The following is a 15641-nucleotide window of genomic DNA, read 5'->3' on the forward strand; positions in this document are numbered from 1 at the left end:
GGCGCCTGCCGGCCCGCCGTCACACTTCGATCAGCAGGCAGTTGCGCTTGTCGTGCCGCACATATTCGGCGCGTTTCGCCAGTTGCCGGATCAGCATCAGACCGGCGCCGCCGATCGGCTGGTCTTCGATCGGCAAATCCGGATTGGGTTCCTTGTGGGTCTGGCGGTCGGCCAGCGGGTTGAAGGCGGGGGCTTCATCTTCGTAGCAAAACCCCGCGGCCTGCGCGAAGATCCACACCGGGCGGTCGCTGTCGCCGCCATAGCCGTGCAGCACGCTGTTACGGAACAACTCTTCCAGGATCAGTTCGGCGCGCATGACAGCGTCCGGCTCCGCGCCGGCGTGGCGCATCTGCGCCGCCACCAGCTCCATCACCACCGGAACGAGCGCAAGCCGGGCTTCAAAACGCGTCCCCGTTTTGCAACCCCCTGCCCCGGTACTGGTTCCTTTTTGTTCCATTAGAGCATATTATCGGATTGTCTATTGCAGAGGTGAACATGAACCGAATAAAGTTGACTAGTGTCGCAGCAATGCTGCTGGCGCTGGCCCCCCTCGCCGCCCCCCTGACCGCCCTGATTTCCCCCGCCGCCCACGCCGCTCCAGTCCCGGATGACGCGGCCGGCATGATCAAGACCGCCAAAGGCAGTGTAACCATAGAACGCGCCGGGCGAAAGTCCGCCGGCGCCGAAGGCGCCATCATCAAGGCGTCGGACCGCATCATCACCGGCGCCGATGGCAGCGCCGGCATTACCCTGCGCGATGAAACGCGGATGGCGCTGGGCCCGAACACCACTGTGTCCATGGAGCATTTCGCGTTCAACACCACCACGCACGAAGGCCGGCTGGACGCCACCGTCCGGCGCGGCACCCTGGCCGTGGTGTCCGGCAAAATCGCCAAGCAATCGCCGACCGCCGTGAAATTTTCCACGCCATCGACCGTGCTCGGCGTGCGCGGCACGGAATTCGTGATTGAAGTGGAAGGTAACGGGGAATGATTGGTCCGCTGATTTTTATTGCCTGCCTGGCGGCGGCCATCGCCCAGCACAATGCCGCGCCGCGTGAACGGATTACCCTGCTGCCCAGCCCGGATGGCAAACCCAGCGCCGTGGTGGTGGCCACCGCCAAAGGCGAAACCGTGCTGGACCAGCCTTACCGCAGCGCCCAGGTGGGCGGCAATGCCGCCGTCGCCATGGTGACGGAACAGGAAAGCGCGGTGCGCCAGCGCTATGCGCCGCTCTTGGCCGCGCTGCCGAAAGGGGCGGCGGTGTTTACCGTGTATTTCGAGACCAATACCGAAGACCTGGTGCCGGAATCGGCGGCCCGCTTCGCGCAAATCCGCGACGAACTGGCGCAGCGTCCGGCGCCGGAAGTCATCGTCATCGGCCACACCGACCGCGTCGATACCACCGCCTACAACGATGCGCTGTCGCTGAAACGGGCGGAACGGGTGAAACTGTTGCTGGTGGAAGCGGGCATTCCCGCCGACAGCATTGCCGTGGCCGGACGGGGCGAGCGCGAACCCGCCGTGCAAACCTCCGACGGCAAGGCGGAATTGCGCAACCGGCGCGTGGAAATCCGCGTCCGCTAGCGGAGCACGCCATGCGCCGCGCGGCTATTCTGGTCCTCCTTGCCGCGCTGGGCGCCTTGGGCCGGTTGGCGGCGGCGCATGCGGCATCCCCCATCCCGCAGCGGGTCACGATTTACGTCGACGATGCCTATCCCCCCTATTCCTACGCCGTCAACGGCGTGGCGTTCGGGGTCTATCCCGCCGTGCTGGCGCGTATTTTTGCCGGCATGCCCGGCTATCAGATCGACTTGCAGCCGGTGCCATGGAAGCGTGGCTTGCGGCTGCTGGAACAGGGCGAAGGCTTTGCCCTGGCGCCGCCGTATTTCCGCCCCGACGAGCGGCCGTGGATGGATTATTCCGCGCCCATCATGCTTGAAAGCGTGGTCATGTATTGCAATGAAACCGTGGCCTCCCGCATCGTCTCGCCACGCTGGCCGGACGATTATTATGGTTTGCGCATTGGCGTCAATACCGGTTTTATCCTGGGCGGCCCCGCCTTTGAAGCGGCCCGGCGCGGCGGCAAGCTCACGGTGGAAGAAGCGCGCGGCACCGATGAAAACCTGAAAAAGCTGCTGCTCGGCCGTATCGACTGTTATATGAATGACCGCTATGCGATCCGGCACGCGCTGTTTCGCGCCCTCGCCGAGGATGCGTACCAGCGCGCGGCGCGCATCGTGGAAACCACCGTGGTCAGCCAGGAACATGGCCACCTGGGCTTTACGCGCCAGCAGGGCGGGCGCTGGGCTTTTCGCACTGACTTTATCCGCCAATTCAACCTGGTCCTGGAAGAATTGCGGCGCAGCGGAGAACTGGCGCAAATCGCCGAACGGGAATTGCGCCGCTGACACATTGAAGGAGAAATCATGCAACGCCGCCTGTTGACCCTGGCCGGACTGGCCGCCATGCTGCCGCGTCCGCTGTATGCCTTGACGCCGGACTTCCTCGGCGCGGCCTCGGCCGCCGCCGTCATGCATATTTCCACCCTGCTGGAACAAGACCCCGCGACCCAGATTGCGGAACTGGTGGTGGCCGAAGCCTACAAGCGCCTCGGCATGGGACTGGAAGTGCACAAATACCCGGGCGAACGGTCGCTGGTCAGCGCCAATGATGGCCTGATGGACGGCGAGTTATACCGCAAGGTCGGCATGGAACGCGATTATCCGAACCTGATCATTGTGCCGGTCCCGCTGCAAATCTATGAAATCGTGATCTTTACGCGCGATACCACTTTCATCGTCAACGGCTGGGAAAGCTTGCGGCCGTTTACCATCGGCTTCGTGCGGGGCATCAAGATCGTCGAGGCGTCCACGGTCGGTATGCGCACCGAAGCCGTACCCACCATGCAGCAAGCGCTGCAAAAAATGACGATGGGCCGTACCGACGTCGTGGTCGGCAACCGCGCGTCCGGCCTGGCCGCCGCCAAAGCCCTGAAAATCGACGACTTGCGCGTGCTCGCGCCCGCGCTGGCCGCGTTCCCGGTCTATCACTACGTGCACCGCAAGCATGAAGCGCTGGTGCCGCGCCTGACCGCCGTGCTGCAGCAGATGCAAAAGGAAAAAGTCATGGAGCGCATCCAGCGCCAGGTCCTGGGCGAAGCCATGCCGCCGCTGCCCTGACGCCGCGCGGCGCTAAAGCGGTCCGTTACAGCGGTCCGTTCCAGCGCACCACCAGCAGGGTCAGGTCATCCGACGGTTCCGCCGTGCCGACATGGCGCCGCACATCTTCCCGCACCGCCGCCACCAGCGCTTCCGGCCCCAGTCCATGGGTCTGCGCCAGCAGCGCATCGAGCCGTTCGACGCCGTACAGGTCGCCCTGCTCGTTCATGGCTTCGGAAATGCCATCGGTGGTCAGGCACAGGCTGTCGCCCGGCAGCATGCGGTAGTGCTGCACCGGATACTCGAAATCCTCCAGCACGCACAGCGGCGGCCCATCGGCCGGCTGCATGCGTTCCAGCGCGCCGCCCGCGTTGACCTTGCGCGGCGCGTCGTGTCCGGCGTTACACAGGGTGACTTCACCGGTGTCGGCGTCGAGGATACCGGCGATACAAGTGACGAACAGCATTTCCGGGTTTTCCCGCGACAGTTCGCGGTTGGCGCGGTTCAGGATCGCGGCCATGTCCGGCTGCGACGCCTGGCCCAGCGCCACGCTCTTCGACAGCGCCTTGGCCACCACCATGAACAGGCTGGCGGGCAATCCTTTGCCGGAGACGTCGCCGATCATGAACAGCATACGGCGCTGGTCCAGCATATAGAAATCGTACAAGTCGCCCCCGACTTCGCGCGCCGGTTCCAGCAGCGCCGCCACGGTAAACCGCTGTTCGGTGGGGAATGCCGTGGCCGGCAATGGCAAGGTCGCCATCTGGATCCGGCGCGCGGCGGACAATTCACCGGCCGCCTTGGCGGCCGATTCCCGCGCCACCTGCAGCGCGCGGTCGCTGCGGCGCCGCTCGCTGGCTTCATGCACGAACAGGCTGGCCAGCAGCGACAGGCTGGCCGCCGTCATGCCCAGCCATACCGACGCCGCATCGAACAGCATGCCGCCACGGGCAAAGGCCGCCGCGCCGCCGCCAAACAGCAGCGCCGACAAGGTCATCCAAGCCAGCACGGCGACCCGCAGGCTGACCCGCGGCAGCAACCAGATCAGGAACAGGCTGGACACGGCCAGCGCCCCCGCTTCCACATGGTGCAGCGCTTGCGGGCGCTGCAGCCAGCGCTCGTCAAACAGGCTTTCCGTCAACTGTGCATGCACGTCGGCGCCCGGCAGCAACTCGCCGCGCGCATTGGTTTGCATGTCGACCAGGCCCAGGCCGGTCAACGCCACGATGGCGATCCGGTTGGTCAGCAAGTCCGATGGCGCCTTGCCATCCATGATATCCAGCGCCGACGCATAGCGGTCATTGGCATGGCGGCCGAAATGCACCAGCACTTCGCCGCCGGGCTGGGTCGGCACCTTCAAATCCCCCAGTTCCACGCTGCGCACGCCCTGCGGCGTGACGTCCACCGTCACGGCCGGCAAGCCGACCGCCACCCGGATCAGTTCAATCGACAGCGATGGCAGCATGGTGCCGCCCACCGCCGCCACCAGCGGCACCCGGCGCAGCACACCGTTTTCCGGTTCCGCCGTCAATAGCCCCTGGCCGCTGGCGGCGCCTTGCAGCATCGGCAGGCTGGCCAGCGCTTCCGGATAGGTGCGCAGGAACGGCAGCGGATCGCCCCCCTGGGCTTGCACCGGCCACGCGCGCAGCACCGGGGTGGAACCGGGAATCGGCGTGCGCAACCCCGCCGCCCCCAGCACCACCGGGATGCGGCGCATCGATTTCGCCAGCTGCACATCATGGCGCGGCATGGCTTTCAAGGCGGAAATCACCGCGGCGTCCGCGCCGGGCAAGCGCGCGGCCAGCGCTTCGGGCGACGTCAGGTCCGATTCCGGCATGAAGATATCGAGGCCGATGGCCAGCGGCTGCTGCTCGGCCATCTTGTCCAGCAATGCCGCCAGCCGGTCGCGCGGCCACGGCCACTGGCCATAGCGCTTCAGCGACGCTTCATCAATGGCGACGATTTGCACGGCGGTGTTCTTGCGCTCGCGCGGCATGAGTTTCTGGTAGCCGTCGAATAGGGTTGATTGCAGGCCCGGCACCGGCCCTTCCGGCAACCACAGCAACAGCGCCACAAAGCCCAGCGCCAGCACCGTGGCGGTGGGACGGCCGCGCCGGCGCAGCCCGGCGACAAAACGGGTCAGCAGGCGCGGCATCGGGTCCTCATGGCGCCGTCAGGTCGACTTCCATGCCGTCATAGGCGGCCACCACCTCGAGCGGCGCTTCGCCGGTGATTTCCGCATAGCGGCGGGTTTCCGCCAGCACGCGGGCAATTTGCGCGTCATCGTAGATCGGTTCGTGGTGGAACAGGCACAGGCGGCGCGCCCGGGCCAGCTGGCACAGTTCCACGCCGACCACGTTGCTGGAGTGGCCCCAGTCGGCCTTGACGGAAATCGCGTCGGCCAGCGAATACATGGCGTCGAAGATCACCAGGTCCGCTTCGTGGAAAAAATCGACGAACGCCTGGCGCTCCGCTTCATTGTCAAGCTTGTGTTCGGAATCGGTGCTGTAAATCAGGGTCTGGCCGCCATGTTCCAGGCGGTAGCCATATGAATCGCCCGCATGCAGCTGCAGCTTGGCCGTGACTTTCAAGCCATTGATCTCGATCGGCTGGCCCGGCGTCATGTGGCGGAATTCGATGGTCGCGCCCAGCTGGTCGAACGAGACCGGAAAGCTGATGGGCTCTTGCTGGCGGCGGAACGCGGTTTCCAGCTGTTCGTGGCAACCATAGATAATGATGCGGTTGCCGGGGATGTAGGCCGGCGTGAAGAACGGGAACCCCATGATGTGGTCCCAGTGCAGGTGCGACATGAAGATGTGGTACGTCTGCGGCTTGGCCGGACCATAGCGCGCCATTTTCGCGCCGCCCAGCGGACGCAGGCCGCTGCCCATGTCGAGGATCACGTGTTCGGTGGTGGTGGCCTGGTCCCAGGCCTGGACTTCCACGCAGCTGGAGTGGCCGCCAAAGGTGCCGCGCACATCGAAGCCCAGCTCGTTGTCGACGTAGTGCGCGATCTTGTCGCTGCTGTCGAGGTCGCGGCCAATGGCGCCCTCCAGCGCCGCCACCAGCTTGGCGCGGATCTGCTTGTGGGTCAGCGCCACCGGCAGCGAACCGCGCGCGCCCCAAATGATGGCTTTCATGCGGCCGCCAGCCCAGCCAGCGCCGCTTCACGGTCGGCAAAGATCTGGAACAGCATGTCGAACCGGCTGATCTTGAACACTTCCAGCACCAGTGGCGACAAGCCTGCCAGCACCATCCGTCCGCCCTGCGCCTTGACCTGCTTGATCGCCAGCATCAGCGCCCGCAGGCCGATGCTGGAAATGTAACTGACCTGGGCAAAGTCCAGCACCAGCAGCGGACCACCAGCGGTACAGGCGCCCAGGTGCGCATCGAGCGCGGTCTTGAAGGAATCCGCGTGGGTGTGGTCAATCCGTCCCTCGGGACACAGGACGGTGGCGCCGGGCACGGCGAGTGGCTGAAGATCCATAATGACACCTGAAACGTTGGTCGTATGTGCTGCATGAATTCGCAGTACTTGAACTAGATATACGAATATTGACTGCGATCATGACAGTGTACCACCGCCGCATCAGTGAATAACCTTTTTACATGATTTTTAACTACTGTCGGCGTAGTCTTACAGCATAACGCGCCACACTCTGCTACGCAGTTGATTGCCGAAATTGCATACTGGAAAAAACTATAGGGAGAGGAGACCCAATGTTGCCTTCCGCCGCACCGGCACAAGACACCACGTGCCGCATTTTCGCCACACTGTCGGACCACCTCGCGTGGCCGGACGATGCTGAACAGTATTTGCGCCTGCAACTGGACCTGGCCAGCGCCCTGCCGGACGGCTTGCCGCCGCATTACGATTTGCTGGGCGACTGGCTGGGCCAGCAGGCGGAACAGGCGCTCGCCGCCCACCACGGTTACCAGCACCAGCGCGCCGACGGCGCGCCACGCCGCCACTTCGCCAATCTCGCGCAAATGCGGCAATTTCTCACCAGCGCCGCACCGGCCCGGCTGGCGGCGGGCGCCTCGCTGTACGGGGTGTTGCAACGCTGGGACGATGAGGATTTCCAGCCGATGGTGGCCAGCTATCTCGATTACACGGGCCATGGCATCCCCGGCCACAACCAGTACCTGCGCTACCTGGCGCTGCTGGAAGCCCATGGCGCGCTGCCGCAGGCGCCGCAGGATGGCGCGGCCATCGAGCAGGCACTGGCGCGGCACGCCGACGATGCCACCTTGCGGCGCGGCGCGGCCATTGAACTGGCCCTGGCCCGGCACGCGGACGTCCATCTGGCCGAACTGATCGGCTATAACATCGGACGCCAGCAGCCATCCGCCGCCCTGCTGGCGGCGCGCCACGAATTGAATGAGCTGGGCGCCGATGCGGACGCTTTTGCACAAGCCGCCGACGCGGCCGGCAGTACCCCTTCCGCGCTGTTTACCCTGCGCGGCGTGATGGCGCGGGTCACCGACCCGGCGGGCTTTTACCGCCGCGTCGACAATGGCTACCGGCTGCACGCGCTGGCCGGCCGCCTGGCGCTGCCCAACGCCGCGCCAGGGCCGCAGGCCGTGATGCCGCCGCGCGATGCGCTGGACGCGCCGCCGCCACGTACCGCCAACTACACGCCGGCGCCGCTGCGCCAGCCGGAACGCCCGGTGATCCGCCACGCGTTCCCGGACGATGAGCACGCGTGGGAAGCCATCGGCAGTGAATTGCGCTTGCTCGAAGCGCGGCTGGCCGGTTCGGAAAGCAAAGAGGAAGCCATGCAAATTCTGGCGCGGCTGATGACCCCGGGCGAACAGCATACGCCGGTGGGGTTGATGGCGGCGCGGATATTCAGCCAGCTATTCAGGTTGTGACGGTCAAGCAGTATTTCTTATTTCGTGAAGGAGAAAAAGCATGCCAAAAGTTCGCCAGCTCGGTGCAAGTATGTTACGTGGCAACGCCACCAATTTTTATATCCGCTGCGACGACGACCTGGATGACCAGGACACCGACATCCGGCGCGATGTCGCCGTCGAATACCCGCATATCCATGTGGCGACGACCGGTCCCAACCAGCATGACGACATTACTTATATCGGTATTACTTACGGGGGCGCGCGCCAGAATATCGACATCTACGTCAATGGCGGTTATGTGCTGTCGTTTGAAGACACCGTGGCGGAAATCACCGCCAAATGCACCAAGATATCGCGCCAGCGGGTCCATCCGCTGACGCAATATCTGCATGGTTACACCCCGCAGATTTCTTATCAATAACCGCCAAGCGCCCTACCGCCACCACGCCCCCGCATCGTCGCCCGCCATCACCGGCAGCGCCTTTTGCGGCGTGTCCGCCAGCGGCAGGCGCACCGTGACCGTGGCGCCCTGGTCGGCGCCGTCGCTCATGACGGCAATCACGCCGCCATGCATTTCCACCAGCCGCCGCACCAGGGTCAGGCCGATTCCCAGGCCGCCCTGCACCCGCTGCAAGGTCTGCTTACCCTGCACGAAGACCTTGAACACGTGCGGCAGCAAGTCCGGGGTGATGCCGACTCCTTCATCGTGCACCGACATCACCGCCTCGTCGCCTTCCTGCCGCACCGAGATCGCGATGCGGGTGCCGGGCGGGCTGTATTTGACGGCGTTGTCGAGGATGTTGTCGATGACTTGCGCCAGCCGGGTGCCGTCCGCCAGCACCGGCGCCGGGGACAGTTCGGTATCGATCGTGTGGGTTTTCAGCTTGCCGCTCGATTGCGCCATTTCCACGCAACTGCGCACGGCTTCGCCCAGGTCCATGCGCTGGCGGTTCAGCGCCAGCTTGCCCATCAGCGCGCGGTTCACTTCCAGCAAATCATCGACCAGCGAACGCAAATGCGCGGACTGGCGGCGCAGCACGTCGCGCGCGCGGTCCGACGCTTCGGCCGGCATGCCTGGCATGCACGCGTGGTCCAGCACCGCCACCGCGCTGGTGATGGCGCCCAGCGGGTTGCGCAGTTCGTGGCCCAGCATGGCAAGGAATTCATCCTTGGCCGCATTTTGTTCTTCCGCGTGGGTGCGCGCGGAACGCTCCCGGTCCAGCAATGTATTGCGTTCGCGCTCGGCCTGGGCGCGCGACTCCATTTCCCGCCGCAAGCGCGCATCGGCTTCACGGATGGCGTCATTGAGCGCTTCCATCTCACCGATGTTCGACTTGCGCAGCACCGTCACCGCCGATTCGCCGCCCAGCGCCCGCGCCGCCCGCGACGCGTTCGACACGAAACGCACCAGCCGCTTGCCGGTGTGCACGCCGAGCCCCACGGCGGCGGCAATCGCCAGCAGGAAGCCCGCCACCGCGACTGACATGCCGCGCAGCACGGCGTCATTGACTTCCGACACCGGCGCGCCCACCACGACGGACCAGTCCGACAACGCAGAATGCACAAAGTAGCCGTGGATGTCCGTGCCTTCCACCGTGGTATGGCGCAGGGTGCCCGATGGCGCGGCGCGGATCGCCATCAGGACGTCGGACGGCACCGGATTGCCGGTTTTCGCTTCGCCCAGGTCGCGCCGCGAAATCATCGTGCCTTTGCCATCGATCACCCACACCGACCATGAATCCGGGATCACCCGGCCGACATAGGTGCGGGTAAAGTACGAAGGCGTGAACGCCTGCGACAACACGTGGCGCCGGCCCGACGCCGTGGTCACCGGCTGTTCCACCGTCACGAAATGCTGTTTCAGCGCCGGGCCCCACTTGACGCTGGACACCAGGCCCTTGTCGGTCGCCAGCATCCCTTTCAAGACATTCACATCGGGCCGCTTCGGCAAGACGTCGCCATGGGCCAGCCGGGTGTTGAGCAGTTGCTGGCCTTCCTCGTCGTACAGGATCATCCAGGCGCCCTGGCCCGCGTTGGCGGCCAGCGCTTCACGGTAAAAGCGCGCATAGTCGGCGCTGTCGAGCGCCTGCGAATAAGCCAGCGCGCGCAGCACCGACTGCGCGCGGCGGATTTCCGCATCGAGTTCCTGGCGCGCCGAGCGCGCGCTTTCCTCGATGTGTCGCATCGCCACTTCGCGCTGCGCGGTCAGCAGCATATCCAGGGCGATGCTGAAAAACACGGCGATCGGAAACACGATACAGAACGCCAGCAACCAGTAATGTGTACGTAGTTTCATCGCCGAGGGATGGATGCGGAAGGCCCATTTTACCGCTTGTTGCCGGCAATGCAAGATCGGCGTGGCGTGAAAGGTTCTGCGGCGCGGCCACATCGGCTGCGCGTCAGGCCCGCGGAACGCCAAGTACGTGCCGTGGCCGGACGTGGCGAAAGCGCTGCAATTGCCCTGGACTTTCGTTATACTGCGCACGCCGCCTGATCAACTGGCGGCGTTTTTCACTTTTTCACCTCTTTCTCCAACGGAGTCTTCGCCGATGACCAAGTAAGCCGATTCGATCGTGTCCACAGCCGTGCGCTGTGCCCGCCCACCGAATTCCGGAGCTGACTTGTGCGAGATTCCTTGCTGCCCGCCGCTGGCGCGGCTTCCCTTGTTATTACCGACGGCAATACGTCCGGCATGCCGCTGACCTTGCGCGCGGTTGCCTGTGTGCTGCCGTCCGGCCGCCCGCTGTTCAGCGGCCTCGATGCGGTATTCTCCGCCGTCAAAACCGGCGTCGTCGGCCCGAACGGCGCCGGTAAAAGCATGCTGGGCCGCCTGCTGGCCGGCTTGCTGCCGCCATCCGCCGGCGCCGTGCTGCGGCCGGGCCGGTGCGCCTGGACGCCGCAGGAAATCCGCCCCCTGCCCGGCGCCACCGTGGCCGGCGTGGCCGGGTTGGCGCCGCTGGCCAGGGCGCTGGCGCGGGTCGCCAGCGGCGATGCCGGCGACAGCGATTTCGACCTGCTCGACGGCCGCTGGCATGTTGCCGACGCATTGCGCGACGCATTGGCCGAGGCCGGCATGCCGGGCTATGCCTTGGACCATCCGGCCGAAGCGCTGAGCGGCGGCCAGTTGATGCGGGTGGCGCTGGCTGGGGCCTTTCTGTCCGGCGCGCCGTGGCTGGTGCTTGACGAGCCGAGCAACCACCTCGATGACGCCGGGCGCGGCTGGCTGCGGCGCCAACTCGCCGCCTGGCGCGGCGGCGCCCTCGTCATCAGCCATGACCGTGATTTGCTGGACCGGATGGAGGCGATCGCCGCGCTGGAAGCGGGAACGCTGGTGGTTCATGCCGGCAATTACACCCATTACGCGGCGATGCGCGATGCGGGCCAGGCCGCCGCGCAGGCGGCGCTCGACCACGCCCGCACCACGCGCGAACGCGGCCTGCGCGAGTTGCGCGACCAGCACGACCGCCGCCAGGCACGGACCGCGCGCAACCGGCGCGCCGGGCAAGAATCGAATATCGCGCCCATATTGAAAGGCCAGTTGCAGCGCCGCGCGCAAGAGTCCAGTGGCCGCGACGCGGTGCGCGATGCGGCAGCGCGCACCGCGCTCGACGACAGCGTGCGCGCCGCGGCGGCCCGGGTCCACGCCCCGGCCGCCAGGGCGCTGGTGCTGCCCGCCTCCGCCGTCCCGTCCGGCAAACAGGTGGCGGTGTTCGAGCGCGCGGTCGCGCCCTGGCCCGCGCTGGCCGACGAGCGGCCCGATCAGCGGCCCAATCACCGGCCCGGCCAGCAGCCCGGCCAGCGGCGCATTGATCGGCCCGATGCCACGATGACCTGGGGCGGCCCGCAGCGCATAGCCGTCACCGGTCCCAATGGCTGCGGCAAGACCACCTTATTGCGGATGCTGGCCGGACAGGTGGCCCCGGCGGCGGGCGCCTGCCGCACATGCGTACCGTTTGCATGGCTGGACCAGCAGGCGGAGGCGCTGCTGCCGCCGCACCTGACCGTGCTGCAACGCTTGCGGGAACTGGAGACGCCGCTGGCCGAGGGCGAATTGCGCAGCCGGCTCGCGCTACTGGGGCTGGGCGCGGCGCAGGTGGGCACGCCGGCCGCCAGCCTGTCCGGCGGCGAGCGGCTGAAGGCCGCGCTGGCGTGCGCCCTGTGGCGGCGCGAACCGGCCCGCCTGCTGTTGCTCGATGAACCGACCAACCACCTCGACCTGGCGTCGGTTGAAGCACTGGAACAGGCGCTGGCCGCCTGGCCCGGCGCGCTGGCGGTGGTGTCGCACGATGCGCGATTCCTGCACCAGCTCTCGATTACGCATACCCTGTCGATACAAAACGGCGTGTGGCGGCTGGCCGCGAAGTGATATGCTGACAAGAAAAACCTCGGGGGAACCATGTCCATCACGGAGAATCTGTTCAAACTGAAGGAAAACGGCACCGACGTCCGCACGGAAATCGTGGCCGGCATCACCACCTTCCTCACCATGGCGTACATCATCTTCGTCAACCCGGCCATCCTAGGCGACGCCGGCGTGCCGAAGGAAGCCGTGTTTGTCGCCACCTGCCTGGCCGCCGCGCTGGGCACCACCATCATGGCGCTGTACGCGAATTACCCGATCGGCATGGCGCCCGGCATGGGCCTGAACGCGTATTTCGCCTATGCGGTGGTGCTGGGCATGGGGGTGCCGTGGCAATCCGCGCTGGGCGCCGTGTTTATTTCCGGCTGCCTGTTCATCATTGTCAGCCTGCTGGGCTTGCGGGGCATGATCGTCAACGGCATTCCCCATTCGCTGCGCACCGCCATCACGGTCGGCCTGGGCCTGTTCCTGGGGTTGATCGCACTCAAGAGCGCCGGCATCGTGACGGCCAATCCCGCCACCATGATCGCCGCTGGCGACTTGCATAAACCGCCGGCGCTGATGGCGATTTTCGGCTTCATGCTGATCGTCGCGCTGGACCGCCTGAAGGTCAAAGGCGCGATCCTGATCGGCATCGTGGCGGTCACCCTGCTCAGCTTTGCGTTTGGCGGCAACCAGTTCAACGGCCTGTTTTCCGCGCCGCCCTCGCTCGACCCGACCTTCCTGAAACTCGATATCGGCGGCGCGCTGTCGGTCGGCATCGTCAACGTGGTGCTGGTGTTCTTCCTGGTCGAACTGTTTGACGCCACCGGCACCCTGATGGGCGTGGCCAACCGCGCGGGCTTGCTGGTGCCGGGCAAGATGGAACGGCTGAACAAGGCGCTGCTGGCCGATTCCGGCGCGATTGTCGCCGGTTCGCTGCTGGGCACGTCCAGCACCACCGCCTATGTGGAAAGCGCGGCCGGGGTGCAGGCCGGCGGACGCACCGGGCTGACCGCGCTGACGGTGGCGATATTGTTCCTGGCCTGCCTGTTCATTTCACCGCTGGCCGGGGTGGTGCCGGCCTATGCGACGGCGCCGGCGCTGCTGTTCGTGTCGTGCCTGATGCTGCGCGACCTGGCGGACCTCGAATGGGGGGAAACCACAGAAAGCATCCCCGCCGCCATCACCGCCATGCTGATCCCGTTTACCTACTCGATCGCGCACGGCATCGCGTTCGGCTTCATCACCTACGCGGTGCTGAAACTGGCGACCGGGCGCGCCCGGGAAGTCAAACCCGTGGTGTGGGTGATCGCCATCGTGTTCGCGTTCAAGTACGCGTATTTGCCGGGCTGAACCGGCACACGCCCGGGCTAGGCGGCCTGCGCGGCCGCCTCCAGGTCCATCATGACAGGACGGGGAAATTCCCGGATCGGCAGCACGCCCACCACGTTATGCAAGCGCATACGGCACAGGGTCAGCGCGTCTTCTTCCTGTGCCGCCAGCCGCACCCACACATCCATCCCGTCCGCGCCCGGCGCAATCCGCATCCCGTCGAGGGTAAGGCCGGTGCGGCGAATGATGGCCAGGGCGTTTTCAAGGGTGGACAGAGCGCAATCGGCCTCGATGGCGAAGCGCAGGGTTTTTTGATGGCACATGGTGATGGTCCCGGTCGGCGTGTTGATGACTAACAGTATGCGTTCGCCGCCGGGGAATAGGCATCCAAAGACTATCGAGTTTCCATTAGAATAGAGAATATTCATCTTCATTTTAAGTAAATTATGGATGATCATTCTTATCCCAGCCATCTCGATGAAACCGACCGCCGCATCTTGCGCGCGCTGCGGCGCGACGGGCGGCTGTCGAACACCAAGCTGGCGGAACAGGTCGGCCTGTCCACCACGCCATGCTGGAACCGGGTTAAGGCGCTGGAGGAATCCGGCGTCATCGAGGGGTATACCGCGCTGCTGAACCAGAAAGCGCTGGGCTTGCCGGACACGGTCCTGATCGAAGTCACCCTGGAGCGGCACGACGACGACATGCTGGAAAAGTTTGGCGAAGCGCTGGCGCTGTTGCCGGAAGTGATGGAAGCGTATTTGCTGACCGGCGAATACGACTACCTGATCAAGGTGGCGGTGGCCGGCACCGCGGGCTATGAGGAGTTCCTGCGCCGCAAACTGTATAAATTGCCCGGCCTGCGCCACAGCCGCTCGACCTTTGTGCTGCGCTGCATGAAGCGCTCGCATTCGGTCGAGCCGTAAGCGATTTTCAGGGGTAGCGCGTACTGTCAAACCACGCCGCCACCTCCGGCTGGCGGAAATGCGCCGTCACGTGGTCAACGAACGCCCGCGTTTTCGCGGGCAACAGCTTTTTGCTGGGGTAATAAATCGACACCGGCCCCGCATCGCCGCGCCAGCCGGGCAACAAACGCACCAGCTTGCCCTGCTTGAGCCACGGCGCCGCGTGCGCCATCGGCAGCACCGCCACCCCATGGCCGCGCAACGCCGCATGGGCCATGGCGTCCGGATCGTCAAAAATCACGCGCGGACGCAGCACGGCCAAGCCTTCATCGCCATCCGGATGGCGCAAGGTCCACGCCTTGGCGCGCCCCGTGGACACCGAGCGCCGCACGATGCCGTCCATTTGCGCCAGTTCGGACGGGTGGCGAGGTGGCTCCCTCCCCCGCATATACGCCGGTGACGCCACCACCACCACGTCGGTGTGCAGCAATTCGCGGGCAATCACGCCCTGCGACAGCGGAATGCCGCCGCCCACGGCCACGTCAAAGCCGTCGCCGATCAAGTCCACCGCGCGGTTGTCAAAGTGCCACTCCGGCAAGACCGCCGGGTAACGGGCCAGGAACCCGTCGAGCAGCGGCAACAGGTATTCGCGTCCGAAAGCAGGCGCCACGCCGACTTTCAGCACGCCCGACGGCTGCCCGTCATCTTGCGGCACAGCGCCGATGGCTTCCAGCACCCCGGCAAACGGGCCGCCCACCTGCTGTAAGAACCGTTCGCCGCCGGACGTCAAGGTCAGGCTGCGGGTACTGCGCTGGAACAGCCGTACCCCCAGCGATGTTTCCAGCCGCGCGACATTCTTGCTGACGGCGGCCGGTGTCAGGCCCAGGCGGCGCGCCGCCGCGGAAAAGCTGCCGGTGTCCGCCGACTGGATGAACGAGGCAAGGTAATTCAGCGGTTCCATATCTTCGTTAATTGCAAAAGGTTGATTTGGTGCGGATCTTGTCCTCATCTTATACCAACGGTTGAAATTGCATTGACCGATTAC

At 65.5% G+C, this 15641-nt stretch carries 16 protein-coding genes; 9 read left to right on the forward strand and 7 right to left on the reverse strand.

Annotated features, from left to right (window positions below):
- Positions 1 to 19 precede the first annotated feature (19 nt).
- Positions 20 to 457, reverse strand: coding sequence for an ATP-binding protein (locus AC1RRC_RS29065; protein ID WP_493059159.1), 438 nt, complete (start codon positions 455 to 457; stop codon positions 20 to 22).
- 38 nt (positions 458 to 495) lie between these two features.
- Here AC1RRC_RS29065 and AC1RRC_RS29070 point away from each other — a divergent pair, with 38 nt between their 5' ends.
- The 4 genes from AC1RRC_RS29070 to AC1RRC_RS29085 are packed head-to-tail and all read left to right on the forward strand — an operon-like array spanning position 496 to position 3181.
- Positions 496 to 993: a FecR family protein gene (locus AC1RRC_RS29070; protein WP_493059161.1), complete on the forward strand. Its 498-nt coding sequence runs from the start codon at positions 496 to 498 to the stop codon at positions 991 to 993.
- Positions 990 to 1586: an OmpA family protein gene (locus AC1RRC_RS29075; RefSeq protein ID WP_493059162.1), complete on the forward strand. Its 597-nt coding sequence runs from the start codon at positions 990 to 992 to the stop codon at positions 1584 to 1586. Before AC1RRC_RS29070 ends, AC1RRC_RS29075 begins: the two co-directional genes overlap by 4 nt.
- An 11-nt stretch (positions 1587 to 1597) precedes the next feature.
- Positions 1598 to 2410, forward strand: a complete 813-nt coding sequence (locus AC1RRC_RS29080; protein WP_493059163.1) for a substrate-binding periplasmic protein — start codon at positions 1598 to 1600, stop codon at positions 2408 to 2410.
- Positions 2411 to 2428: 18 nt separating this feature from the next.
- The gene (locus AC1RRC_RS29085; protein ID WP_493059164.1) at positions 2429 to 3181 is read left to right on the forward strand and encodes a substrate-binding periplasmic protein; all 753 of its coding nucleotides are present in this window, start codon (positions 2429 to 2431) and stop codon (positions 3179 to 3181) included.
- Between the two features lie 25 nt (positions 3182 to 3206).
- On the opposite strand, the gene AC1RRC_RS29090 is transcribed toward AC1RRC_RS29085, so the two are convergent.
- Genes AC1RRC_RS29090 through AC1RRC_RS29100 form a run of 3 tightly spaced genes read right to left on the reverse strand, consistent with a single transcriptional unit; the run spans position 3207 to position 6647 of the window.
- On the reverse strand, positions 3207 to 5315 hold the full coding sequence (locus tag AC1RRC_RS29090; protein WP_493059165.1) for a SpoIIE family protein phosphatase: 2109 nt from the start codon (positions 5313 to 5315) through the stop codon (positions 3207 to 3209).
- A 7-nt stretch (positions 5316 to 5322) separates the two neighbouring features.
- Positions 5323 to 6300 carry an MBL fold metallo-hydrolase gene (locus AC1RRC_RS29095; RefSeq protein WP_493059166.1) on the reverse strand — a complete coding sequence of 326 codons (978 nt, stop codon included), beginning with the start codon at positions 6298 to 6300 and terminating at the stop codon, positions 5323 to 5325.
- The gene (locus AC1RRC_RS29100) at positions 6297 to 6647 is read right to left on the reverse strand and encodes an STAS domain-containing protein (RefSeq protein WP_493059167.1); all 351 of its coding nucleotides are present in this window, start codon (positions 6645 to 6647) and stop codon (positions 6297 to 6299) included. Before AC1RRC_RS29100 ends, AC1RRC_RS29095 begins: the two co-directional genes overlap by 4 nt.
- 233 nt (positions 6648 to 6880) lie before the next feature.
- Here AC1RRC_RS29100 and AC1RRC_RS29105 point away from each other — a divergent pair, with 233 nt between their 5' ends.
- Together AC1RRC_RS29105 and AC1RRC_RS29110 are read left to right on the forward strand one after the other, a co-directional pair.
- Entirely contained in the window at positions 6881 to 8035 is a 1155-nt protein-coding gene (locus AC1RRC_RS29105) for a hypothetical protein (protein ID WP_493059169.1), read from the forward strand.
- 40 nt (positions 8036 to 8075) lie between these two features.
- On the forward strand, positions 8076 to 8438 hold the full coding sequence (locus AC1RRC_RS29110; protein ID WP_493059170.1) for a hypothetical protein: 363 nt from the start codon (positions 8076 to 8078) through the stop codon (positions 8436 to 8438).
- 12 nt (positions 8439 to 8450) lie between these two features.
- Here the strand turns inward: AC1RRC_RS29110 and AC1RRC_RS29115 are convergent, their stop codons facing one another.
- Positions 8451 to 10313 (reverse strand): sensor histidine kinase, encoded by a 1863-nt coding sequence (locus tag AC1RRC_RS29115; RefSeq protein ID WP_493059171.1) that lies wholly within the window; start codon positions 10311 to 10313, stop codon positions 8451 to 8453.
- 396 nt (positions 10314 to 10709) lie between these two features.
- On the opposite strand from AC1RRC_RS29115, the gene AC1RRC_RS29120 reads away from it, so the two are divergent.
- Positions 10710 to 12383, forward strand: coding sequence for an ABC-F family ATP-binding cassette domain-containing protein (locus tag AC1RRC_RS29120; RefSeq protein ID WP_493059218.1), 1674 nt, complete (start codon positions 10710 to 10712; stop codon positions 12381 to 12383).
- Positions 12384 to 12413: 30 nt separating this feature from the next.
- Positions 12414 to 13712, forward strand: coding sequence for an NCS2 family permease (locus AC1RRC_RS29125; RefSeq protein WP_493059172.1), 1299 nt, complete (start codon positions 12414 to 12416; stop codon positions 13710 to 13712).
- Positions 13713 to 13729: 17 nt separating this feature from the next.
- Here the strand turns inward: AC1RRC_RS29125 and AC1RRC_RS29130 are convergent, their stop codons facing one another.
- A complete protein-coding gene (locus AC1RRC_RS29130) occupies positions 13730 to 14149 on the reverse strand; it encodes a hypothetical protein (protein WP_493059174.1) in 420 nt (139 codons plus the stop codon).
- On the opposite strand from AC1RRC_RS29130, the gene AC1RRC_RS29135 reads away from it, so the two are divergent.
- Positions 14138 to 14617 carry an Lrp/AsnC family transcriptional regulator gene (locus AC1RRC_RS29135; protein ID WP_493059176.1) on the forward strand — a complete coding sequence of 160 codons (480 nt, stop codon included), beginning with the start codon at positions 14138 to 14140 and terminating at the stop codon, positions 14615 to 14617. The two genes, AC1RRC_RS29130 and AC1RRC_RS29135, sit on opposite strands and share 12 nt — an antisense overlap.
- Positions 14618 to 14624: 7 nt before the next feature.
- Here AC1RRC_RS29135 and AC1RRC_RS29140 read toward each other — a convergent pair whose 3' ends face one another.
- On the reverse strand, positions 14625 to 15557 hold the full coding sequence (locus AC1RRC_RS29140; protein WP_493059177.1) for a LysR family transcriptional regulator: 933 nt from the start codon (positions 15555 to 15557) through the stop codon (positions 14625 to 14627).
- Positions 15558 to 15641: the final 84 nt, after the last annotated feature.

It is taken from the genome of Pseudoduganella sp. GW821-FHT12E03 (assembly GCF_058807115.1).